The sequence below is a fragment of the Alkalihalophilus lindianensis genome (assembly GCF_032843265.1).
Classification (GTDB): domain Bacteria; phylum Bacillota; class Bacilli; order Bacillales; family Bacillaceae_D; genus Alkalihalophilus; species Alkalihalophilus lindianensis.
Genome location: NZ_JAWJBA010000010.1, coordinates 37,285 through 56,836, shown reverse-complemented (window position 1 = coordinate 56,836; position 19,552 = coordinate 37,285). Strand labels below are relative to the sequence as shown.

Here is a 19,552-nt window from a genome sequence, read left to right as displayed (position 1 = left end):
ATATGATAATTGTTAATGATCAGTATTATTCATACGATGACTTGGAAGATCAGTTTGCGAGTTTTGAACAACAGCAGACCTTGCGAGAATGCAAGAAAAAAAGAATTGCGGTATGTCATGATGATGCATTTATACTGTTGGCATTGTGCTTATATATTAGAAAAAAAGGCGGATCGATTGTCCCGCTTCACGCTACTACGCCCCTTGAGGGTGCGGTAAGGATAGCTATTAAAACAGATTGTCATTATCTCTTTTATCAACAGGTACAAGATCCTGTGATTTTGAATCGAAAAGCGGAAGAAAAGAGAGCTGTATTGGTTCAATTGAGCTCAGGTACAACTGGTGATCCAAAGTGTATCGAAAGGACTTGGAGTTCCATTGAAGAGGAATTGAATAACTACAATGTGCGTCTTAACATTAACATGGTAACTACTTCAATTGTTGCGTGCCCAATTAATCATTCATACGGCTTGATAAGTGGAGTACTAGCAGCAATGAAAAGAGGTTCTACTCCTGTTATCATTACCAATCTCAACCCAAAATACATACTAAAGAAATTGAAGGAATTTCCTATTCATTTGCTGTATGCAGCCCCTACTCTCCTTTATACTCTCTTAATGCTTCTATCAAGAAACGATCGTTTTTACGCGGTAATGTCATCGGGAACAAAGATGCCTGAAGCGTGGTTAAAGTCTTTAAAGGAAGTATCAGGTCGAGTCCTTCAACAATACGGCTGCTCTGAAGCGGGGTGTGTAAGTATAAATGCAAATTTAGACAAACCAGAAGAAATTGGACGTCCACTTTCTCATATCTCTATTGAAAGTGGCGGAAGTAAAGATGAACCAAGGGAAATTATCCTCTATACTTCCGAACAGATAATTCATACAAAGGATATGGGGTATTTTGATGAGCAAGGTAACCTTCATTTTGTAGAAAGAATGGATGACATGATTAATGTGGCTGGTTTGAATGTGTATCCGCACGAAATTGAAAATGTGATTCGTTCTTATAAAGGAATTTGTGATGTTGTCGTTTATAAGAAAGTGGATCCTTATGCTCTAGAGCGTGTATGCGCCAATTATATTAGTGAAGAGCCTATAGAGCCGTCGTTGCTAAGAGCCTGGTGCAAAAAGAAACTGGCACCTTATCAAGTGCCGATTGAATGGATACAAGTAGAGAAAATAGAAAGGATGGCAAATGGAAAAGTAAACCGCAAACAATTGGGAGGCATATATAGATGACACAAGAAGAAGCTGTTAAAACTCTCTATACTATCATGCAAAAAGATCTTAACCTACCAACACTGGCTTCTTTTAATGAAGATGCGAGGTTAAATGAAGATCTATGTATGGACTCAATTATGATCTTACAACTTATTCTCCACCTTGAGGTCGACTATGGAATCGAAATATCCGATGAACAGCTTTCGCCGAATAATTTTTATAAGGTATCAAATCTAGCTACATATATTTGTGAACAATCAAATACACACTTATCAGTTGGTGAGTTTGGTGATTAAAGTGCATTGTTTTGTTAGTTGCGTATGTGAGGTAATTAAAAAAACAGAGGGACTTGATCATAGACCTTATTATTTTGGTGTATGGGATGCTGATTTTGACATACTCGAAAACTATGTTCTTTCTTACCACTCTGAAGTTATCGATCATGATTTCTTTTGTAAATGGTATGAACATTTATATGGGATTAAACTTCACCGTTGGTATAAAGAAGATGACTCCAAGGAAAGAAATTTAGAAACCTTTCTTCATTTAATGGAAACGAAACCAACAGATCGTCATGTGATGGTGATGTTGGATTTATCGATTTTACCTGAACGTGAAAATAAGTTTCACCAGCGTCCGTTTCCTCATTATGTGATGCTAGATAACACAGAGAATTCTAATGAATGGATGATGTTTGACCCTGACTTTCGGTGGGAAGGGGTGCTACCAAAAGAGCAAATTGTCGAAGCGGTTATGCAGCCATCCGTAGCTGGAGGATATTATTTTGATGAAAGAGGGTTAGTTGCTCCAACAAATGAAACAATTGAAGCCTATTTTAGAACATGCTTAAAACTAAATGCTTACCCAATGACCGAAGCCATACAAAAAATCGTCCTTGCCTATACTGAGGGTTCGGAAACACATCGCCTTCCTCAGTTAGCAGAAGCGCTGAAACAAATACCGGTACTTGCGATTAGAAAGTATGCCTATGAACATGCTTTTGCTTATTTCTGGAAAGAACTTCGTTTTACAGAAGATGAGTTTGAAGAGTGGTGTGATGAAATTGAGAGGTTGGTTAAGGGTTACACAACTCTTCAGTACCGGGCGATGAAATTAGCTATGACGGGAAAAGAGGAGCATAAAAAAGCTGTTATTCAACAAATCGATGAGCAGCTAGATCGAGAAAGTTCAATCAAATTAGGGTTGAAATGCTATTTTGATAAGTGGTGTGAACAAGAGAATACGTCGGACATCCAAGTGGTTATAACAAAATAGGGAGGTTTTTATGAACTTATCATTATGCACCATTACCTTTAGACATCATTTACAATCTTTAGAGCAAATCGCACAATGGGCTCGTTTAAAAGGATTTGATGGTATTGAATTATGGGGCGTTCACGCTAGAAAAACACCTCTTGAGAATCTTAATCTGTTAAAATCTATGAACTTAAACATTAGCATGCTAAGTGACTATTTACCTTTAGGTCTGAATCGTGAAGAAACGAAGTCTATGGTTGATCAATGCTCCTCACTTCTTACCGAATTGAATACAAATAAGTTAAGAACATTTGCCGGAGCGAAAGCAAGTAGGGATCTCTCTGAGGACGAGAGGAAGCATATAGTAGACCAACTTCGCTTAATTTGTGAAAGATTAGAGAACAAGGGTCAACTATTACTTATAGAAACGCATCCTAACACATTAGCAGATAACCTTGAATCTACGTTAAGGCTCATCGAAGAAGTTAATCATCCATCCTTTAAAATAAATTATGATGCACTTCATATTTGGGAGTCAGGAGCAGATCCTATTTTAGGATTTAAACTATTAGAGCCATATATCGCTCATGTTCACTTAAAAAATATTCGGTCAAGGGAAGATTTAAATGTATTTGCTCCAAATAATGTATATTCTCCTGCTGGAAGTAGAGAAGGAATGGTTTCCTTGTTCGAAGGGAGTATAGATTATCATTCTTTCTTTGCTGGTCTTATGAAAGAATTAGAAAAGGTAGAGCTGTCCTTAGAGTGGTTTGGTGAAGATGTGTATGAAGTGCTTTTTCAAGATCTAAATGAAATTAGAATAATCAATCAATCTTTGAAGGTACACTTATGATGTAAATAGATTAATAATAGAAAGAGTTTTTTATCAATTTATACTAGAAATCCTTCTGTTTAAAATAGAAATCGAAATAGGTCAAAGAAGATAAATAAAAAGACGCTGAGAAGAGGTTCAACCCATCTTCTCAGTGTCTTTATTTTTAGATTGAACTTTTAGGACCTACTCGTTTAAACTCTTCTTTAATGTCTTGTAAATAAGCAGGGTTGGCCAACACATCATACCCTGTTGCAGCTAATGTTTTAGCACCAAGAATCATGGCTTCAAATCCTCTTGAGTCTCCAGCGGCATCATGAAAACCGGTGGTATGACCTGAATGAGGGCAATCGTCCATTTTAATATAGGGGTGAATGGCTGGTACAACTTGGCTAACATTGCCCATATCAAGTGACCCATGATCCTGATCTGTTTCAATTTCTTCTGGTTTCACACCTAGTGCGACTAAGTTTTGGCAATAGAGTTCTGATAGTGCTTCATTTGTATGTAAATTATCATAACCAAGCTCATGATTAGAAATGTCAAACTCACAGCCTGTTGCAAGAGCTGCAGCTTCCGCGCAACGTTTCACCTTCTCTGACGTTTCTTGAAGAACGTTTTTATCATTTGCTCTTACATAAAACTGGGCTTGTGCACGAGCTGGAACGACATTAACAACATCACCACCGTTTGTAATGATTCCATGAATGCGAACATCATCAGGAAGATGTTGACGTAAGGCATTAATTAAATTAAACGTTTGAATAACTCCTTCAAGGGCATTGACCCCTTCAGCAGGACTAGCAGCAGCATGTGCAGGCTTTCCAAAGAAATCAAATTGAACGGCTTCCATCGCCATGGATGAGCCGCTTCTCTCATGAACTCCAGACGGATGAACCATTAATGCAACATCTAGCCCATCAAGGATCCCCTCACTAGCAAATGTAACTTTTGCTCCATTTGTCTCTTCTGCAGGAGTACCATAAACGATGACCTTTCCGCCCAATGTGTCAACAGCTTCTTTTAAAGCGATGGCAGCACCTGTACTCATCATCCCAATTAAATTGTGACCACATGCATGTCCAATTTCAGGAAGTGCATCGTATTCGGCGAAGTAGCCAATCGTAGGGCCTGGTTTATTTGAACGATAAGTGGCAATAAAAGCTGTTTCTAAGTTTACGATATTCGTTTCAACCTCAAATTCATGTTTGCGCAGTTCAGCTGTTAAAATTTCCATCGCTTTAAATTCCTGATTACCAAGCTCAGGGTTCTCCCAAATGTAGCGACTAATGCTAATCCATTGATCTTTATGCTTTTCAATTGTTTCAAATAGCGCATCTTTATTCATATTTTCAACTCCTTAATGGTTCTTTATATCTCCATATTGCAAGTTTAATGCCAAATAGTCAAATGCCTTAGTCAATCGGTCTGATATTTGTAGAGAGTCATTTTCAAAAATGACTAAAAAGTTTCGAAAGCGGATTGAAGTGTCTCTAATAGGGGTATTAGTTAGCAAATAACAATTAAAGTGCGTGGAGGGTATAATGAGCAGCCAAAGAAAAAATCGCGAGGAAGATGCATTTATTACAACGATTAGTGACCCTATTGTAAGAGATCAAATTAGAAGGATGTTAGATTCTTATTATAGAGAGGGGTATAGAAAAGGATTTGAAGATGGTCTACAAAAGAATGGTAGACATTTAAATGAGACAAAATTAGGATAAAGATAATCAGGGCAGCTTCCGCAAATTGTGGGCTGCCCTTATTTTTATTCGATTTCTAATATGCGATATCCGTGTTTTTCAATGTCAGCTGTTACTTTGTTAAGGTGAGGAGATTTTTCAATCTTAATTAAAATTCGGCGTAAATAGGAGGAATCTGATTCAAAAGCAATATCGGAAATAATATTAATATCGTACTTTTGTAAAATCTTCGTAATTGAATGGAGTGTTCCAGATTGATTATGTACACCAAGTAAAATACGAGTGCCTTCTACCCCAACCCCAAAACAATCCTCCAATGTACGCTCAATAAAAGATCGCTTCACAATCCCAACGAATTCACCGTTATCAAGTACTGGAACAAATGGATATCTTACAATGATTGGTAGACAATCTTCAAAGTGACTACTATGAAGATCGACACTATCGTTAGCGCTAACGTCGATACAGTTAGAAATTGCGTGTTGATACAGTTCTAGAAGCGTAGTCTGTTCATCTTGTGTTTCGAGGTATTCAAGGATGGAACGTTTACTTAGTATACCAAGATAGGAGCCTGCATCATTAATAACTGGTAAGCTATAATGAGCACCTTTCATTGTTACAAGTGCATCTTTAATGGTCATCGTTGAACTTAGAAGGGTTAGCTCCTTCTTTGGAGTAAGACAATTACGGATAAACATTCTATTTTCCTCCTAATAAATATAATATATATCTATTATACTTTGTTTTGAGTTGCTATAATATCATAATTTTCAGAAATATATATTGCTAATGGAGTGGAGGTGAATTAAGTGCACGAAACAAACAAAGGAACAAAACCTCTAGTGGAGCGTTATGGTTTAGAAGCTATTCCTAAACACGCACAAAATACTTCAGCTATTGAATATACGTTTATACAGATGGCGATATCGGTTAATGCAGGAAACGTTCTTGTACCAGCATTAGCAGTGCTCGAAGGTGGCTTAACGTTTCTACAAGCCGTTCTATCTACGGTTATCGGTGCCGCTTTTGCTTTCATATGTGTATCTTTCCTTGCGTTGCCCGGTGCTAAATATGGCATTCCAGCCCAATACTCTATACGAGCAATCTTAGGTGTAGGAGGGACGCGTTACTTGGCTTCACCTATTAGGACGGTTACATCGATGTATTGGTTTGCAGTTCAAACGATAGGGGGGACTTACTTAATAAAGGAATTAATCGAAAGAACCTTACATATTCAAATTCCTTTTCTAGGCATTGCCCTTGTAATGGCTACTCTTATGGCAGTTTTAGCTTTAATAGGGTTTGAGGCAGTGAAAAAAGCGACAAAGTATTTCCTTCCTATTCTTTTTGTTGGAGGGCTTGTCATGCTCTTTATTCTACTAACGAGCGAAGTGGAAGGAAGAACATTTGAAAATGTAATCAATAGTCCTTCATCTGCTCCGTTAGGCACCATGCTCTTCTTTGCTAGTTTAGCCTTTGTCCAATATGTATCAGGCGTCAGTTCAGCCTCAGACATGGCCCGTTATGCAAAGAGTGAAAAGCATGCTTTTTATGGATTGTTTTTAGGGAATCTGAGTGGCTTTTTCTTAACGGCTATTCTAGGTGCGTACACGGCTGCTTTAGCTGGAAGTGTGAACCCTTATGTCATATCAAGTCAGTTAACGAACTCAACACTAGCTCTCACTATTATTTTGGTTGCTGCGATGGCCTCAATGGTTATGATTAATATCAGCAATGCATATACGGGGGGATATAGCTTATTAAATAGTTTACCAAGCTTAGGAAGGGTGAAGAGTGCTGTTCTTTTTGGCTGTTGTGCTATCTTTCTAAGTTCATTTCCGATTTTAGTAGAACAAGCGCAAATCTATATTTCTTATTTAGGTGCATTGATTATTCCTATTTCTGCAGTAATTGTGTTTGACTTTTTACTCCTTAAAAAGCGTAGTTTCACAGAGAAAGATTTCTTAGGGTTAGCACGTGTTGACTATCAATATAACTTCAAAGGCTTAAGCACGTCGATTGCTGGAATGGCACTTTATTTATTGCTGCCAAGCGATTGGTCTCCAGGGTTCATTGCATTTATTGGGACGGGAGTGATTTACTTAATCATTTCCTTGAAATTTAAAAGAGAGAATGAAAGTATCAAGTGGAAAATGTAGGATGAGTGAGCTTTTAGTTTGGAGTATGGAAAACCTAGATCTATAATGTAACTGATGGAGGAGGAATGTAAATGAAAATCGATATTTGGTCAGACTTTGTTTGTCCGTTTTGTTATATAGGTAAACGTAAGCTAGAAAAAGCATTAAAGCAATTTAAACACCGTGAAGAGGTAGAATTGGTATTTCGAAGCTATCAACTAGACCCTACTGCGAAACGAGACAGCGATGAACACCTATACGATGTTTTGGCAAAAAAATATGGTATGACTCGAGAAAAGGCTAAAGAAATGAGTGATCAAATCACGGTACAGGCGAAAGAAGAAGGACTAGATTTCAACTTTGATACATCGATTCGTACGAACACAGCTGATGCTCATCGATTAGCCCATTTTGCTTACGAACAAGGCAAAGGACTAGAGCTGACTGAGCTACTAATGAAAGCGTACTTTACCGACTCACTCCACATTGGAGATCATGAGATATTAAGCGATTTAGCACAAGAAGTGGGAATGGATAAAGGAGAAGCACTTAATGTATTAAAAAGTAACAAATTCATAGACGTCATTAAGCAAGATCAACAAGAGGGTACTAACATTGGTGTGGAAGGCGTTCCTTTCTTTGTTTTTGATCATAAATATGCTGTATCAGGTGCCCAACCTACTCATGTCTTTTTAGAAGTGCTTAAAAAAGTGAAAGAAGAGCAGAGCGAGCTGACGATTATCGAAAGTAATACAAGCGAAGGTGCTCATTGCACGATTGAGTCCTGTGATAATTAAGAAATGATCGTCATTCAAGGAAAGCCTTTATCGCAAAGGGGTTTTTCTTTTGTATTGGGTTACGAGAAAATGTTAATACTTTTGTTAGGGTAAAGTATTAACATTTTAATCGTTGACATGAAGGGGTTTTGGTGGTAATTTAATTATACTATTCCGATTAACTAACTAAGGTTTAATGTGAGGGGAGCAATCATAAAATGAAGAAATTATTTTATCTTTTAATCGTTCTAATGTTGATGATGATGCTAGCAGCTTGTGGCGCAACCGATGAAACAGAGGGAGATAATGGAGATACAGCAGAAACAGATGCTGAAGAAACCACAGATGCTAGTGATGATACATCTTGGACAGAAGTGGAAGAGTCTGGAGTGCTTGTTGTAGGGACATCAGGTACATACGCTCCAATAACTTTTTACAATGAAAGTAATGAATTAACTGGATTTGAAGTAGAGCTTGTTAAAGAAGTGGCTGAAAAATTAGATCTTGAGATTGAGTTTAGTACGATGGACTTTGATGGGATTCTTCCATCATTACGTAATGGTCAAATCGATGTAGCTGCTCATGATTTTGCCATTACAGAAGAGCGTAAAGAAACGTTTGATTTCCTCATTCCTCATAAATATTCTTATGGATCAATCGTCGTTCGTGCTGAAGATGCTGATCGATTCGAGAGTGCATATGATTTAGAGGGTGTGGACGTTGCTCTTGGTTCATTGACAAGTAATTATGCTATTTTTGCGGACAATATTGGTGCGAATGGAACTGCATATGATGGTGGAACAGAAGCGATTTTACGTGATGTAATTAATGGAAACACAGAAGCTTATTTAAATGACCACCTTGTATTGCAACGAACGATTGATGAGTTTGGTGATGATCGTTTAGTGGTAGCAGATCAAGTGAAATACCATGCAACAGAAAGTGCAATGGCTGTGTTAAAAGGAAATGGAACATTAAAAGAAAAGTTAGATGAAGCAGTACAAGAGTTAATTGACGATGGCACTGTAGCTCGTTTATCTGAGGAGTTTCTAGGTGAAGATGTATCTGAACCAGTTGATGAGTCAGAAGTTGTCGGTCTAGATGGAGAATAAAGAAATTGGAAGAAATACAAGGACTTGTCCTTGTATTTCTTTTTTGGATGTGCCTGAGGGAGGGAAATAAATGATTGAGTGGTTTCAACAAATACAGTGGGAATATTTATATGATCCGGAGCTAGCATGGAATTCACTTCCTTTTTTACTTGAGGGTTTAAAAGTAACTATGATCATTGCTCTATTTAGTATGTTCTTTGCCCTCATTCTTGGTGTAGTGCTCGGTATCGCAAGAATGTCTAAATTCTGGTTTTTGAGGTGGCCTGCAAGAATTTATATATCGTTCATGAGAGGAACCCCTTTATTAGTCTTTATTTTTATCCTATATTATGGGATACCTGTATTAGGGGTTGAATTTAAGAGTGCTGTCGTCGCTGGTATAGTAGGAATTAGTCTTAATTTTGCAGCTTATAATGCAGAGGTGGTCAGGTCTGCTATTATGTCTGTGCCACGCGGACAATGGGAAGCTGCTACTTCACTTCAAATGAGTTATATACAGACACTAAGGCGAATCGTTATTCCTCAAGCAACACGAATTGCCTTACCACCAACTTTTAATATATTTATGGATATTGTAAAAGGAACCTCTCTTGCATCAGTTATTACTGTTCAAGAGCTATTATATAGCTCTAGACTTGTAGCAGGAAGGACTTATGATAGTATGACGATGTATATAACCGCTGCACTTATTTACTGGGTAGTTTGTATTGTGATTGGACATTTCCAAGAACGCTTGGAAAAACGTTATAATCGTTATTTGAGTCAGAGATAAAGGAGACCTACTATGATTGAAATCTCACAATTACAAAAGAAATTTGATGACGTTACTGTTTTAGAGTCAATTAATTTTTCCGTAAAAAAAGGGGAAGTTGTTTGTTTAGTAGGTCCTTCTGGGTCAGGAAAGACAACACTTCTACGTTGTTTGAATTTATTAGAAACACCTAACCAAGGGACGGTTCAGATCGGTGATAAACGCGTTGAGTTTGGCTCAAAACGTTTATCAAAAAAAGCTATAAAAGATTTACGAAGCTACTCTGGTATGGTATTTCAAGGTTTTCATCTATTTCCTCATAAAACAGTAATGGAAAATATCACCGAAGCACCATTAACTGTGAAAAAGGCAAGTAAGGCAGCTGTAATCGAAGACGGAGAGAAATTATTGAAGAAGGTTGGCATGATTGAACATAAGGATAAGTATCCAGATGCATTATCGGGGGGACAGCAGCAGCGTGCTGCGATAGCAAGAGCGCTGATGATGAATCCTGATGTCATGTTATTTGATGAGCCAACTTCTGCTCTTGATCCCCAACTTGTTGGCGAAGTTCTACGAGTAATCGAAGAGCTCGCAAAAGAAGGACAAACAATGGTGATCGTTACCCATGAAATGAACTTTGCGAAGCGAGTAGCAGACAAAGTATTATTCATGGACGGTGGTTATATCGTCGAGGAAGGTCCAGCTAAAGAGTTACTCGAGAATCCAAAAGAAGAACGAACTCGAGAGTTTTTACAACTTTTAGGTGAATAGTGTACATGTTAGAATAAAAAGCATTGACATCTCCTTAATACTTTATTAAGATAAAATAACTTAGAAAATTTAAATAGTTTAAACTCTTATCAAGAGCGACCGAGGGACAGGCCCTATGACGTCCGGCAACCTCTAAGTTTTTACTTAGTCGGTGCTAAATCCTGCAGAGCAATAAGCTCTGGAAGATAAGAGGTGCGATCTTAATTATCAAACCTCTTTCTTGTTTAGAAAGAGGTTTTTTTATATTTATCTACTTGAGAGTTAACCTAGAACATTATTTAGTTTTAAAGTTGAGTTTTCACATAGGGAAATTAGGCTTTGGGGGTGCATCATGATCGAAATTAAAAGTGTTACGAAAGAATATAAAACAAAAAAAGGGACCGTTAAAGGAGTAGATAACGTAAGCCTTGAGATTGATCAAGGAGAGATCTTTGGAATCGTAGGGTATAGCGGAGCAGGTAAGAGCTCGCTTTTACGATGTATTAATTTGATGGAAAAGCCAACTAGCGGAGAAATTTTTGTAGATGGTGTTAATCTAGTGAAGTTAAATGCTAGTAAGCTGCGCAAATCTAGACAAAAGATAGGAATGATCTTTCAACATTTTTATCTTGCTACTTCTAAAACAGTATTTGATAACGTTTATTTCGCTTTAAAAGCAGCAGGTAAATCAAAGACCGAGAGTCAAAAGAAAGTGTTAGATTTATTGGAGTTAGTAGGATTAGCTGATAAGGCACAACACTATCCTAGTCAATTAAGTGGAGGTCAAAAGCAAAGGGTAGGTATAGCAAGAGCTCTGGCTAATGACCCGAAAGTATTGTTGTGTGATGAAGCAACTTCAGCTCTAGACCCAAGTACGACTCAAGCTATCTTAAAACTACTCAAAGATATAAATGAAAAACTAGGTTTAACGATCGTGCTGATTACACATGAAATGGAAGTTGTAAAAGAGATTTGTGATCGAATGGCTGTTATGGAAGAGGGAAAAGTAATAGAGCTAGGGAGTGTCTATCAACTATTTGCTCAACCAAAAGAGAATCTAACAAAAGAATTCATCGATGGTGTGATGCAATTTAAATTACCTCAAGCTTTGGTTGGAAAGTGTAAGGGAACAATAGTGAAGATACATTTTCGAGGAAGGATTGCTGAAGAATCTGTTGTATCGGATGTCCTCAAAGGATTTAATGTACGGGCCAATATTCTCCACGGCAAAATTGAATATATTAAAGAAGTCCCTCTGGGTGTGTTTATTATGGAGCTTAAGGGCACTAGTGATGAAGTGGAGCGTGTTCTTACGTATCTAAATGATAAAGCAGTTGGGGTGGAGGTGATGACAAGTGACAATTGAAACATTGATTAATTTACTTCCAGAGCTCAATAAAGCATTCTTTGAAACGGTGTTGATGGTAGGGATTTCACTTTCTGTAGCACTAATCGTAGGGCTTCCCTTAGGCGTTTTATTGTATGTAACAGATAAAGGCTTGTTCCTTGAAAATGGTTGGATAAAAGGGGTACTTGGCTTGATCGTGAACTTAATTCGGTCGATCCCCTTTATCATTTTACTTGTTGCACTTATTCCATTAACAAAAGCGATTGTAGGAGGAACCATTGGTCCAGTCGCAGCATCTGTCTCCTTATCTGTTGCAGCGATTCCTTTCTTTGCACGTTTGGTAGAATCATCTGTGCGAAAGATTGATAAAGGGGTAGTAGAAGCTGCAATTTCAGTTGGGGCAAGTCCTTGGTTGATCATAAAAGATATTCTATTAACAGAGGCTAAGCCTGGCATTATTCAAGGTATTACCATTACGACTATCAGTTTGATTGGTTATTCTGCGATGGCTGGGGTTGTCGGTGGTGGTGGAATTGGTGATCTGGCCATTAGATTCGGTTATTACCGGTATGATGAAGCAGTGATGTTTACAACGATTATTATTTTGATTGTGTTAGTTCAAGTCATCCAATATACAGGTGACTTTATAGCAAAAGCAATAGATAAAAGATAAAGTAGAGGAGAATGAACAATGAAAAAGTGGAAAACAGTATTACTTTCAACATTATTAGTAGGTACATTAGCAGCTTGTGGTTCAGGAGAAAGTGAAGAAGCCGCAGCTGACTCAGAAGAAAAAACAAAAATTACTTTTGGTTCAACAGCAGGTCCTTATAGTGATATGGTTTCACAAGCAATCCAACCACTATTAGAAGAGAAAGGATATGAAGTTGAAGTCGTTGAGTTTAGTGATTATGTTCAACCAAATATTGCTCTTGATAATGGCTCTATTGATGTAAATTTATTTCAACACAAAATTTACATGGAGAACTTTGCTGGAGAAAATGGATTGGAGTTATCAGAAGTGATTGTTGTTCCGACGGCTCCAATGGGGATTTATTCAAATAAATATGACTCTCTAGATGAGATCGAAGAAGGGTCACAAATTGCGATTCCGAATGATCCGACCAATGCAGCTCGTGCTTTCTTAATACTTGAAGAAGAAGGATTAATTAAGGTTGATCCTGATGTCAATCCACTTGTTATTTCTGAGAGGGACGTCGTAGAAAATCCGAAAAATATTGTTTTTCAACCAATTGAAGCAGCACAGCTTCCGCGTGCTGTAGATTCCGTTGACTTATCAGCTGTACCAGGGAACTTTGCTTTATCTGCTAACATGGATTTACTTGATGCTTTAAAGCTCGAAAATATGCCTGATGAGTATAGGAATCGCGTAGTTGTTAACACAGAGGACTTAGATGAACCTTTTGTTCAAGATATTAAGGCAGCAGTAGAATCTGCTAAATTTGAAGAGGTTATAGATACAGAGTTCGAAGGATTTGGAAAGCCGGATTGGATGGAGTAAACACTTTAAAGGCGCTATTTATAGCGTCTTTTTTTTGTAGGCGTAGGGATTTGATTAGTTAAATAAGTTAGGAAGTAAAATAGAACAAGATAATTGATTCTAAGAGTTATTTAGCTTAAATAAACGTTTAATTAAGACTAGACTTTAAGAAGATTCTAATTGGTAAGCTGAGTTTATTAACCAATGAAAATAAAAATCTGCCTTATGAGAATCACTTCATAAGACAGATATAAATGTTATCTATTAAGTTCTACATCACGTAAGAATAATGTTGTACTTGGGAATTGCCAGAAGCCTTCTACATCATCTCTTACACCAGCAATGATTTCAGGGAAGTAAAGATAAGCATATGGCGATTCTGCAGCTAGCTCATCTTGAGCTGCTTCGTAATAATCTAAACGTTCTTGCTCATCAATCGATTCACGAGCTTGTTGTAAGAGAGAATCAATTTCTTCGTTATCAATGAAAGAGCGGTTACCAGCTGGACCTTTGTTATCGGAGTGGAAGACTGGATATAAACCATAGTCACCATCAAGGGTAACGGTGCCCCAACTGCCTAAGAATAGTTCCGATTGTCCTTGACCTGCTCGTTCTAAATATGTTCCAAATTCGTACGTATCAATCTCTACGTCTACACCAATTTCGGCTAGTTGGTATTGAAGTGCTTGAGCTAGATCTTGTCGTTCACGGTCGTCATCTGTAAGAATTGTTGTTTGAAAGCCATCAGGATAGCCTGCTTCTGTTAGTAGTTCCTTCGCTTGTTCACGATCATATTCAATACGATCAATGTTATCGCTATACCCAAAAACATCTGGAGCGATTGGACCATCTGCAATCACACCTGTACCGTCTAACACTCCATCTATTAATGCTTGTTTATCCACAGCCATATGAAGGGCGCGTCTAATGTTCACATCATCAAACGGTTCTTTTTCCGTATTAAATCCTAAGTAAACCATGCGAGTGCTATTTGATTGCTGCACAGACGTTTCGGCACCATTTTCTACCCGTGAAACATCACTAGGGTTTACTGGGAAAATAATATCTACTCCGCCTGTTTCAAGTTCGGCGATACGTGTTAAGTCCTCAGGAATAACAGTGAAAGTGACTGAATCTACTTTTGCTTGTTCTTCATGCCAATAGTCATCATTTTTCACAAGAGTAACAGATTGTCCTGGGGTACGTTCTTCAAATTTAAAATAACCAGTCCCAGCGGGGGCTTCATTTACTACTGAGAATGGTTGCCCGCCATTTTCCATGTCTTCATAGGATGCTTCAATTGATTCCATGCTAATTATGCTTCCACCTGGGTGAGCAAGATGAGCAGGAAGAGAAGAAAAAGGAAACTCAGTTTCAATATGTACCGTGTATTCATCTTCAACTGTTACCTCTGTAATCATTCCAAATAAGAAAGAAACAGGGGCAGCAACATCAGGGTCACGAACACGATCTAAATTTGCTTTAACCACTTCTGCATTTAATTCAGAACCATCGTGGAATGTTACACCTTGGCGAATTTTTGCTTCCCAAGTTGTATCATCAATTTGCTCGAAGCTTTCCGCTAAAGCTGGCTGAATCGTAAGGTCCGTTTCCATATGTACAAGACGATCATAAATAGTAGAGTTGATCGAGTTTGACACATTTTCGTTTGCGCCATGCGGATCAAGCGAAACGGGATCAGATAAGACTGCGACTTTCAGGTCGCCTCCACCGGTATTTTCTGTTGACTGCTCCCCTTCATTCGCTGCATCTTCTGACGGTTCACTGCTACAGGCAATGAGACCTATACTTAGAACGGTAAGAATGGCAGTTGATTTAAAAAATTTCTTCATTGTAAAACTCCTTTCTGAAAAATAATGAATGAGGCAATAATCTACTAAACTACAAGGAATTGCTAATAAAATCATAGCGTAAGCCGTTAGAAATATCAATTTAACTTTTTGAATATATAAAATAATCTAACAAAATCCTCCGTATCACGCAGAAAAATAGTAATTTTCGACATGTTTCACGGGAAACATTTTCAAATAGTTATAGAAAAATGCTGAATATTGATGATTTTGTAGAAAGGTTTTGCCCTATGAGAAAGAGGGTTTGGACATACTTGTACTGAACTCTTTATAAAATAATAAGACTAATAGCTCCAGAAATATGATAGGTAACCTTACATCAGTACGGAAAGTATTTGAAAGAAATGCTAGGATAACGCTACGTAAGAAAGAAGCTTTTTACATAATGATAAAGAAAAATGATCAAGAGTTTGACATTATGTATGATGTATTTGTCCTATGAGACACGTAGAATGAAAATTAAAGTCGGACTATTCTTACAATTTGTAACCTGTGCTACTCACAGGTTACTGATGGTGAGATTACTTACATTTGCTTAGGGGGAATTTAAATGTCAGATCACGTAAAAATTGGACTTATTCAAGCGTCAAATGATGTACATGGTGACGAGCCGGTAGCTGTTCATAAAGAAAAAGCGATTGAAAAGCATATTAAGTTAATCCGTGAAGCTAAAGCAAAGGGTGCACAAATCGTTTGTTTACAAGAAATCTTTTACGGACCGTATTTTTGCTCAGAACAGAAAACTAAATGGTACGAAGCGGCAGAAGAAATCCCAAATGGTCCGACAACAAGATTGTTTCAAGATTTAGCCAAAGAGCTTGAAATTGTCATTGTTCTTCCAATTTATGAGCGGGAAGGAATTGCAACTTATTACAATACAGCTGCAGTTATTGATGCGGATGGATCCTACTTAGGGAAATACCGTAAACAACATATTCCTCATGTTGGAGTGGGTGAGGAAGGTTATGGGTTCTGGGAGAAGTACTACTTTAAACCTGGCAATATGGGATATCCCGTTTTTGATACGGCATATGCAAAAGTTGGTGTGTATATCTGTTATGACCGTCACTTTCCGGAGGGTGCTAGATTGCTAGGGTTAAATGGTGCAGAAATTGTATTTAACCCATCGGCAACAGTAGCGGGCTTATCAGAATATTTATGGAAGCTTGAACAACCAGCCCACGCTGTCGCAAATGGATATTATTTAGGGGCTATTAATAGAGTTGGGGTAGAAGCACCTTGGAATATGGGTGAATTCTATGGACAATCTTATCTTGTAAATCCTCGTGGACAATTTGTCTCGGTGGCCAGTCGTGATCAAGATGAAGTTATTATTGGAGAAATGGATAAGAAAATGATTCGTGAAGTACGTGATACTTGGCAGTTTTATAGAGATCGTAGACCAGAGACGTACGATGATATGACAGCATTACTTCCTTAATTCGATAAACTTGTAGGTTTTGCATAGATGAATGTTATCTATGTAAAACCTTATTAATTAAAAGGAAATAAAATCAATCGTTTATTGCTTGATAAAAAAGGAGGTCTTTCATTGAGTGAGCAACGTTTAATGCTAACGGTAGAAGATTTGGAAAAACAATTTCAAGAAGCTCATCCGGGGTTAACGAATAGAGAAGCAACGGAGGAAGCTAATCGATGTCTATATTGTTATGATGCACCCTGTATAACCGCTTGTCCGACAAGTATTGATATTCCGCGTTTTATCAAAAAGATTGCCTCAGGGAATATGAAAGGATCTGCGAAGACTATTATGTCTGCCAATCCAGTCGGTGCAAGCTGTTCGCGAGTGTGCCCTACAGAGGAATTATGCGAAGGGGCGTGCGTGTTAAATCACTCTACCAAGCCGATCATGATTGGAGACCTACAAAGATATGCAACAGATTGGGCGATGAAAAATGAACAAGTTTTATTTAAAGCAGGCCAAAAAAATGGAAAGACCGTTGCGATAGTGGGTGGGGGACCTGCTGGATTATCAGCAGCTCGTGAGCTTGCTCTCATTGGCTATGATGTCACAATTTATGAAGCTGAAAAGGAAGCTGGTGGATTAAATACGTACGGTATTGTCTCTTTCCGTCTTCCACAACGTGTATCATTCTGGGAAGTTGATCAAGTGAAAAGCCTTGATGTCAAAATTAAAACGAATACACGCATAGGGGTAGATGTTCCGGTCTCTGAGCTTTTAGCTAATTATGATGCAGTGGTACTTGCCATTGGAATGTCTAGTGTGCCTAACCTTGGGATCGAAGGAGAGGAACTAGAAGGAGTGCATGATGCAATTGAGTTTGTAAAAGCAACTAAATCAGGTCAATTGACTGAAGAATATATCGGTAAGAACGTAGTAGTAATTGGTGCAGGTAATACGGCCATTGATGGTGCGACCTGTTCTGTACGTCTTGGTGCAGAAAATGTGAAAATTCTCTATCGTAGAACGCTTGCCGAAATGACTGCTTATGATTTTGAATACGAATTCGCTAAACAAGACGGGGTAGAATTCCGCTGGTTAACAGCGCCAAAAAGGATCATTGGAGATGAGCACGGAAAAGTTCAAGCCATCGAATGCATCAAGATGGAGTTAGGTGAACCAAGTGAAGATGGACGGAGAAGACCGGTAGCTGTTGAAGGGTCAGAGTTTATATTAGAGGTGGATGCGGTCATTAAAGCGATCGGCCAAACACGCTATGTGGATTTAATCGAGCAGTTTGGATTAGAGCATGATGGTGGGGTCGTAAAAGTGAACATGGAAGACTTTACAACGTCTAATGAAAAAGTATTTGCCTGTGGAGATGTTATTTTCGGTAAGGGCCAAGGTGAAGCGATGGTCGTAACAGCTGCAGAACAAGGGAAGCAAACGGCTTATGCTCTTCATCAAAAGGTGCTTGGAGGCGTGAAAGAAGAAACGGCATAACTAAAATCAGAGGAGGTAGTTGAATGGCTGACTTACGAATTGACTTTGCAGGAATTAAATCCCCGAATCCTTTTTGGCTAGCATCAGCGCCACCAACCAACTCAGGTTATCAAGTGCAACGTGCATTTGAAGCAGGGTGGGGTGGAGCCGTTTGGAAAACACTTGGGGATCCTATTTTAAACGTATCCTCACGTTTTGCGGCTGTGAGTTTTAATGGTCAAAAAGTTGCAGGGTTTAACAATATTGAATTAATTACAGATCGACCGCTAGAAGTAAACTTAAAAGAAATTTATGAAACGAAGAAACGATTTCCTGACCATGTGATCATTGCTTCTTTAATGGTTGAACCTCAACAGGAGAAGTGGCATGAAATTGTTAAACGTGTAGAAGATGTTGGTGTAGATGGGCTTGAGCTTAACTTCGGATGTCCTCATGGAATGGCTGAACGTGGGATGGGGGCAGCTTCTGGTCAAGTTCCTGAGCTCGTAGAAAAGCAAACGTACTGGGCAAAAGAGGTGGCCCAAACACCTGTTATCGTTAAGCTAACACCGAATATTACTGACATTACGGTTACAGCTGAAGCGGCCGTTCGAGGCGGTGCGGATGCAGTTAGTATGATTAATACGATTAATAGTTTAGCAGGGGTCGATATTGATTCTTGGAATACCGTTCCACATGTCGCAGGAAAAGGCGCGCATGGTGGGTACTGTGGACCAGCGGTTAAGCCGATTGCCTTAAACATGGTAGCAGAATGTGCAAGAAACCCTCATGTAAATGTACCAATCTCAGGTATGGGAGGAGTATCCAACTGGGAGAATGCGGTTGAATTTATGTTAATGGGTGCTACCGGTGTTCAAGTTTGTACTGCGGCCATGCACCATGGTTTTAGAATTGTCGAGGATATGATTGATGGATTAAATAACTACCTAGATGATAAAGAGATTGCTTCTGTAATGGATATAGTAGGTAAAACCGTTACGAACTATTCCGATTGGGGTAACCTTGATTTGAATTATAAAGTGGTCGCACAAATTAATAACGATGTTTGTATTAACTGTAATAAATGTCATATCGCTTGTGAGGACACCTCGCATCAATGTATTGATATGTTAAAGGATGACCAAGGAAGAGACATTCTTAAAGTACGTGAGGATGACTGTGTTGGCTGTAATCTGTGTTCCATCGTCTGTCCAGTCGATGGAGCGATTGATATGGTGGAGTTGAAATCGGAGTTACCACCGATGACGTGGAATGAACGTCAAGCGGCAATAGGTGCAGCAGGTAATTGTAGTATTCCTACCATCAAGTAATTGTAATCGTATAGTAGGTAATCAATTTTTGTGATGAAGGTCAAAGGGGGA

Annotated in this window: 19 protein-coding genes and 1 riboswitch; of the genes, 16 read left to right on the top strand and 3 right to left on the bottom strand. The window is 38.4% G+C overall.

Going from position 1 to position 19,552, the window contains the following annotated elements:
- Nucleotides 1-2: 2 nt before the first annotated feature.
- From RYX56_RS19520 to RYX56_RS19505, 4 genes are read left to right on the top strand one after another with little or no spacing between them, the layout of a single operon-like run.
- Nucleotides 3-1,241, top strand: coding sequence for an AMP-binding protein (locus RYX56_RS19520; protein WP_317123709.1), 1,239 nt, complete (start codon nt 3-5; stop codon nt 1,239-1,241).
- Nucleotides 1,238-1,519, top strand: a complete 282-nt coding sequence (gene asbD, locus RYX56_RS19515; protein WP_317123708.1) for a petrobactin biosynthesis protein AsbD — start codon at nt 1,238-1,240, stop codon at nt 1,517-1,519. Before RYX56_RS19520 ends, asbD begins: the two co-directional genes overlap by 4 nt.
- On the top strand, nt 1,512-2,498 hold the full coding sequence (locus RYX56_RS19510) for a DUF6005 family protein (protein ID WP_317123707.1): 987 nt from the start codon (nt 1,512-1,514) through the stop codon (nt 2,496-2,498). Before asbD ends, RYX56_RS19510 begins: the two co-directional genes overlap by 8 nt.
- Nucleotides 2,499-2,508: 10 nt before the next feature.
- Complete coding sequence (locus RYX56_RS19505; protein WP_317123706.1) at nt 2,509-3,333, top strand: sugar phosphate isomerase/epimerase family protein; 825 nt, start codon at nt 2,509-2,511, stop codon at nt 3,331-3,333.
- A gap of 145 nt (nt 3,334-3,478) precedes the next feature.
- On the opposite strand, the gene RYX56_RS19500 is transcribed toward RYX56_RS19505, so the two are convergent.
- Nucleotides 3,479-4,660 carry a M20 family metallopeptidase gene (locus tag RYX56_RS19500; RefSeq protein WP_317123705.1) on the bottom strand — a complete coding sequence of 394 codons (1,182 nt, stop codon included), beginning with the start codon at nt 4,658-4,660 and terminating at the stop codon, nt 3,479-3,481.
- A 196-nt stretch (nt 4,661-4,856) separates the two neighbouring features.
- Between RYX56_RS19500 and RYX56_RS19495 the strand changes: the two genes are divergently transcribed.
- Nucleotides 4,857-5,036 (top strand): hypothetical protein, encoded by a 180-nt coding sequence (locus RYX56_RS19495; RefSeq protein WP_317123704.1) that lies wholly within the window; start codon nt 4,857-4,859, stop codon nt 5,034-5,036.
- A gap of 44 nt (nt 5,037-5,080) precedes the next feature.
- Here RYX56_RS19495 and RYX56_RS19490 read toward each other — a convergent pair whose 3' ends face one another.
- Nucleotides 5,081-5,713: a CBS domain-containing protein gene (locus RYX56_RS19490; protein ID WP_317123703.1), complete on the bottom strand. Its 633-nt coding sequence runs from the start codon at nt 5,711-5,713 to the stop codon at nt 5,081-5,083.
- 111 nt (nt 5,714-5,824) lie between these two features.
- Between RYX56_RS19490 and RYX56_RS19485 the strand changes: the two genes are divergently transcribed.
- The 8 genes from RYX56_RS19485 to RYX56_RS19450 all read left to right on the top strand — a co-directional run bounded on the left by RYX56_RS19485 (nt 5,825) and on the right by RYX56_RS19450 (nt 13,415).
- On the top strand, nt 5,825-7,174 hold the full coding sequence (locus RYX56_RS19485) for a purine-cytosine permease family protein (protein ID WP_317123702.1): 1,350 nt from the start codon (nt 5,825-5,827) through the stop codon (nt 7,172-7,174).
- 71 nt (nt 7,175-7,245) lie between these two features.
- Nucleotides 7,246-7,950 carry a DsbA family oxidoreductase gene (locus tag RYX56_RS19480; protein WP_317123701.1) on the top strand — a complete coding sequence of 235 codons (705 nt, stop codon included), beginning with the start codon at nt 7,246-7,248 and terminating at the stop codon, nt 7,948-7,950.
- Between the two features lie 197 nt (nt 7,951-8,147).
- Entirely contained in the window at nt 8,148-9,041 is an 894-nt protein-coding gene (locus tag RYX56_RS19475; protein WP_317123700.1) for a transporter substrate-binding domain-containing protein, read from the top strand.
- Between the two features lie 70 nt (nt 9,042-9,111).
- Nucleotides 9,112-9,813 (top strand): amino acid ABC transporter permease, encoded by a 702-nt coding sequence (locus RYX56_RS19470; RefSeq protein WP_317123699.1) that lies wholly within the window; start codon nt 9,112-9,114, stop codon nt 9,811-9,813.
- A gap of 12 nt (nt 9,814-9,825) precedes the next feature.
- Nucleotides 9,826-10,566 (top strand): amino acid ABC transporter ATP-binding protein, encoded by a 741-nt coding sequence (locus RYX56_RS19465; RefSeq protein WP_317123698.1) that lies wholly within the window; start codon nt 9,826-9,828, stop codon nt 10,564-10,566.
- Nucleotides 10,567-10,649: 83 nt separating this feature from the next.
- Nucleotides 10,650-10,758, top strand: a riboswitch (SAM riboswitch).
- 139 nt (nt 10,759-10,897) lie between these two features.
- Nucleotides 10,898-11,911, top strand: a complete 1,014-nt coding sequence (locus tag RYX56_RS19460) for a methionine ABC transporter ATP-binding protein (RefSeq protein ID WP_317123697.1) — start codon at nt 10,898-10,900, stop codon at nt 11,909-11,911.
- Between the two features lie 55 nt (nt 11,912-11,966).
- Nucleotides 11,967-12,566, top strand: coding sequence for a methionine ABC transporter permease (locus RYX56_RS19455; RefSeq protein WP_439108517.1), 600 nt, complete (start codon nt 11,967-11,969; stop codon nt 12,564-12,566).
- Nucleotides 12,567-12,584: 18 nt separating this feature from the next.
- Nucleotides 12,585-13,415, top strand: coding sequence for a MetQ/NlpA family ABC transporter substrate-binding protein (locus tag RYX56_RS19450; RefSeq protein ID WP_317123695.1), 831 nt, complete (start codon nt 12,585-12,587; stop codon nt 13,413-13,415).
- Nucleotides 13,416-13,651: 236 nt separating this feature from the next.
- Here RYX56_RS19450 and RYX56_RS19445 read toward each other — a convergent pair whose 3' ends face one another.
- Nucleotides 13,652-15,247 carry a glutathione ABC transporter substrate-binding protein gene (locus tag RYX56_RS19445; protein WP_317123694.1) on the bottom strand — a complete coding sequence of 532 codons (1,596 nt, stop codon included), beginning with the start codon at nt 15,245-15,247 and terminating at the stop codon, nt 13,652-13,654.
- A 568-nt stretch (nt 15,248-15,815) separates the two neighbouring features.
- On the opposite strand from RYX56_RS19445, the gene RYX56_RS19440 reads away from it, so the two are divergent.
- The 3 genes from RYX56_RS19440 to preA all read left to right on the top strand — a co-directional run bounded on the left by RYX56_RS19440 (nt 15,816) and on the right by preA (nt 19,501).
- Nucleotides 15,816-16,706 (top strand): nitrilase-related carbon-nitrogen hydrolase, encoded by an 891-nt coding sequence (locus RYX56_RS19440; protein WP_317123693.1) that lies wholly within the window; start codon nt 15,816-15,818, stop codon nt 16,704-16,706.
- A gap of 129 nt (nt 16,707-16,835) precedes the next feature.
- Entirely contained in the window at nt 16,836-18,191 is a 1,356-nt protein-coding gene (locus RYX56_RS19435; protein WP_317123732.1) for an NAD(P)-dependent oxidoreductase, read from the top strand.
- Between the two features lie 23 nt (nt 18,192-18,214).
- Nucleotides 18,215-19,501, top strand: a complete 1,287-nt coding sequence (gene preA, locus RYX56_RS19430) for an NAD-dependent dihydropyrimidine dehydrogenase subunit PreA (protein WP_317123692.1) — start codon at nt 18,215-18,217, stop codon at nt 19,499-19,501.
- Nucleotides 19,502-19,552 lie beyond the last annotated feature (51 nt).

Coding starts and splice junctions, on each gene's coding strand:
- RYX56_RS19500 (WP_317123705.1), bottom strand. CDS start 4,660: ATGAATAAAGATGCGCTATTTGAAACAATTGAAAAGCATAAAGATCAA.
- RYX56_RS19450 (WP_317123695.1), top strand. CDS start 12,585: ATGAAAAAGTGGAAAACAGTATTACTTTCAACATTATTAGTAGGTACA.
- RYX56_RS19460 (WP_317123697.1), top strand. CDS start 10,898: ATGATCGAAATTAAAAGTGTTACGAAAGAATATAAAACAAAAAAAGGG.
- RYX56_RS19520 (WP_317123709.1), top strand. CDS start 3: ATGATAATTGTTAATGATCAGTATTATTCATACGATGACTTGGAAGAT.
- RYX56_RS19475 (WP_317123700.1), top strand. CDS start 8,148: ATGAAGAAATTATTTTATCTTTTAATCGTTCTAATGTTGATGATGATG.
- preA (WP_317123692.1), top strand. CDS start 18,215: ATGGCTGACTTACGAATTGACTTTGCAGGAATTAAATCCCCGAATCCT.
- RYX56_RS19455 (WP_439108517.1), top strand. CDS start 11,967: ATGGTAGGGATTTCACTTTCTGTAGCACTAATCGTAGGGCTTCCCTTA.
- RYX56_RS19505 (WP_317123706.1), top strand. CDS start 2,509: ATGAACTTATCATTATGCACCATTACCTTTAGACATCATTTACAATCT.
- RYX56_RS19465 (WP_317123698.1), top strand. CDS start 9,826: ATGATTGAAATCTCACAATTACAAAAGAAATTTGATGACGTTACTGTT.
- RYX56_RS19490 (WP_317123703.1), bottom strand. CDS start 5,713: ATGTTTATCCGTAATTGTCTTACTCCAAAGAAGGAGCTAACCCTTCTA.
- asbD (WP_317123708.1), top strand. CDS start 1,238: ATGACACAAGAAGAAGCTGTTAAAACTCTCTATACTATCATGCAAAAA.
- RYX56_RS19495 (WP_317123704.1), top strand. CDS start 4,857: ATGAGCAGCCAAAGAAAAAATCGCGAGGAAGATGCATTTATTACAACG.
- RYX56_RS19470 (WP_317123699.1), top strand. CDS start 9,112: ATGATTGAGTGGTTTCAACAAATACAGTGGGAATATTTATATGATCCG.
- RYX56_RS19435 (WP_317123732.1), top strand. CDS start 16,836: ATGCTAACGGTAGAAGATTTGGAAAAACAATTTCAAGAAGCTCATCCG.
- RYX56_RS19440 (WP_317123693.1), top strand. CDS start 15,816: ATGTCAGATCACGTAAAAATTGGACTTATTCAAGCGTCAAATGATGTA.
- RYX56_RS19480 (WP_317123701.1), top strand. CDS start 7,246: ATGAAAATCGATATTTGGTCAGACTTTGTTTGTCCGTTTTGTTATATA.
- RYX56_RS19445 (WP_317123694.1), bottom strand. CDS start 15,247: ATGAAGAAATTTTTTAAATCAACTGCCATTCTTACCGTTCTAAGTATA.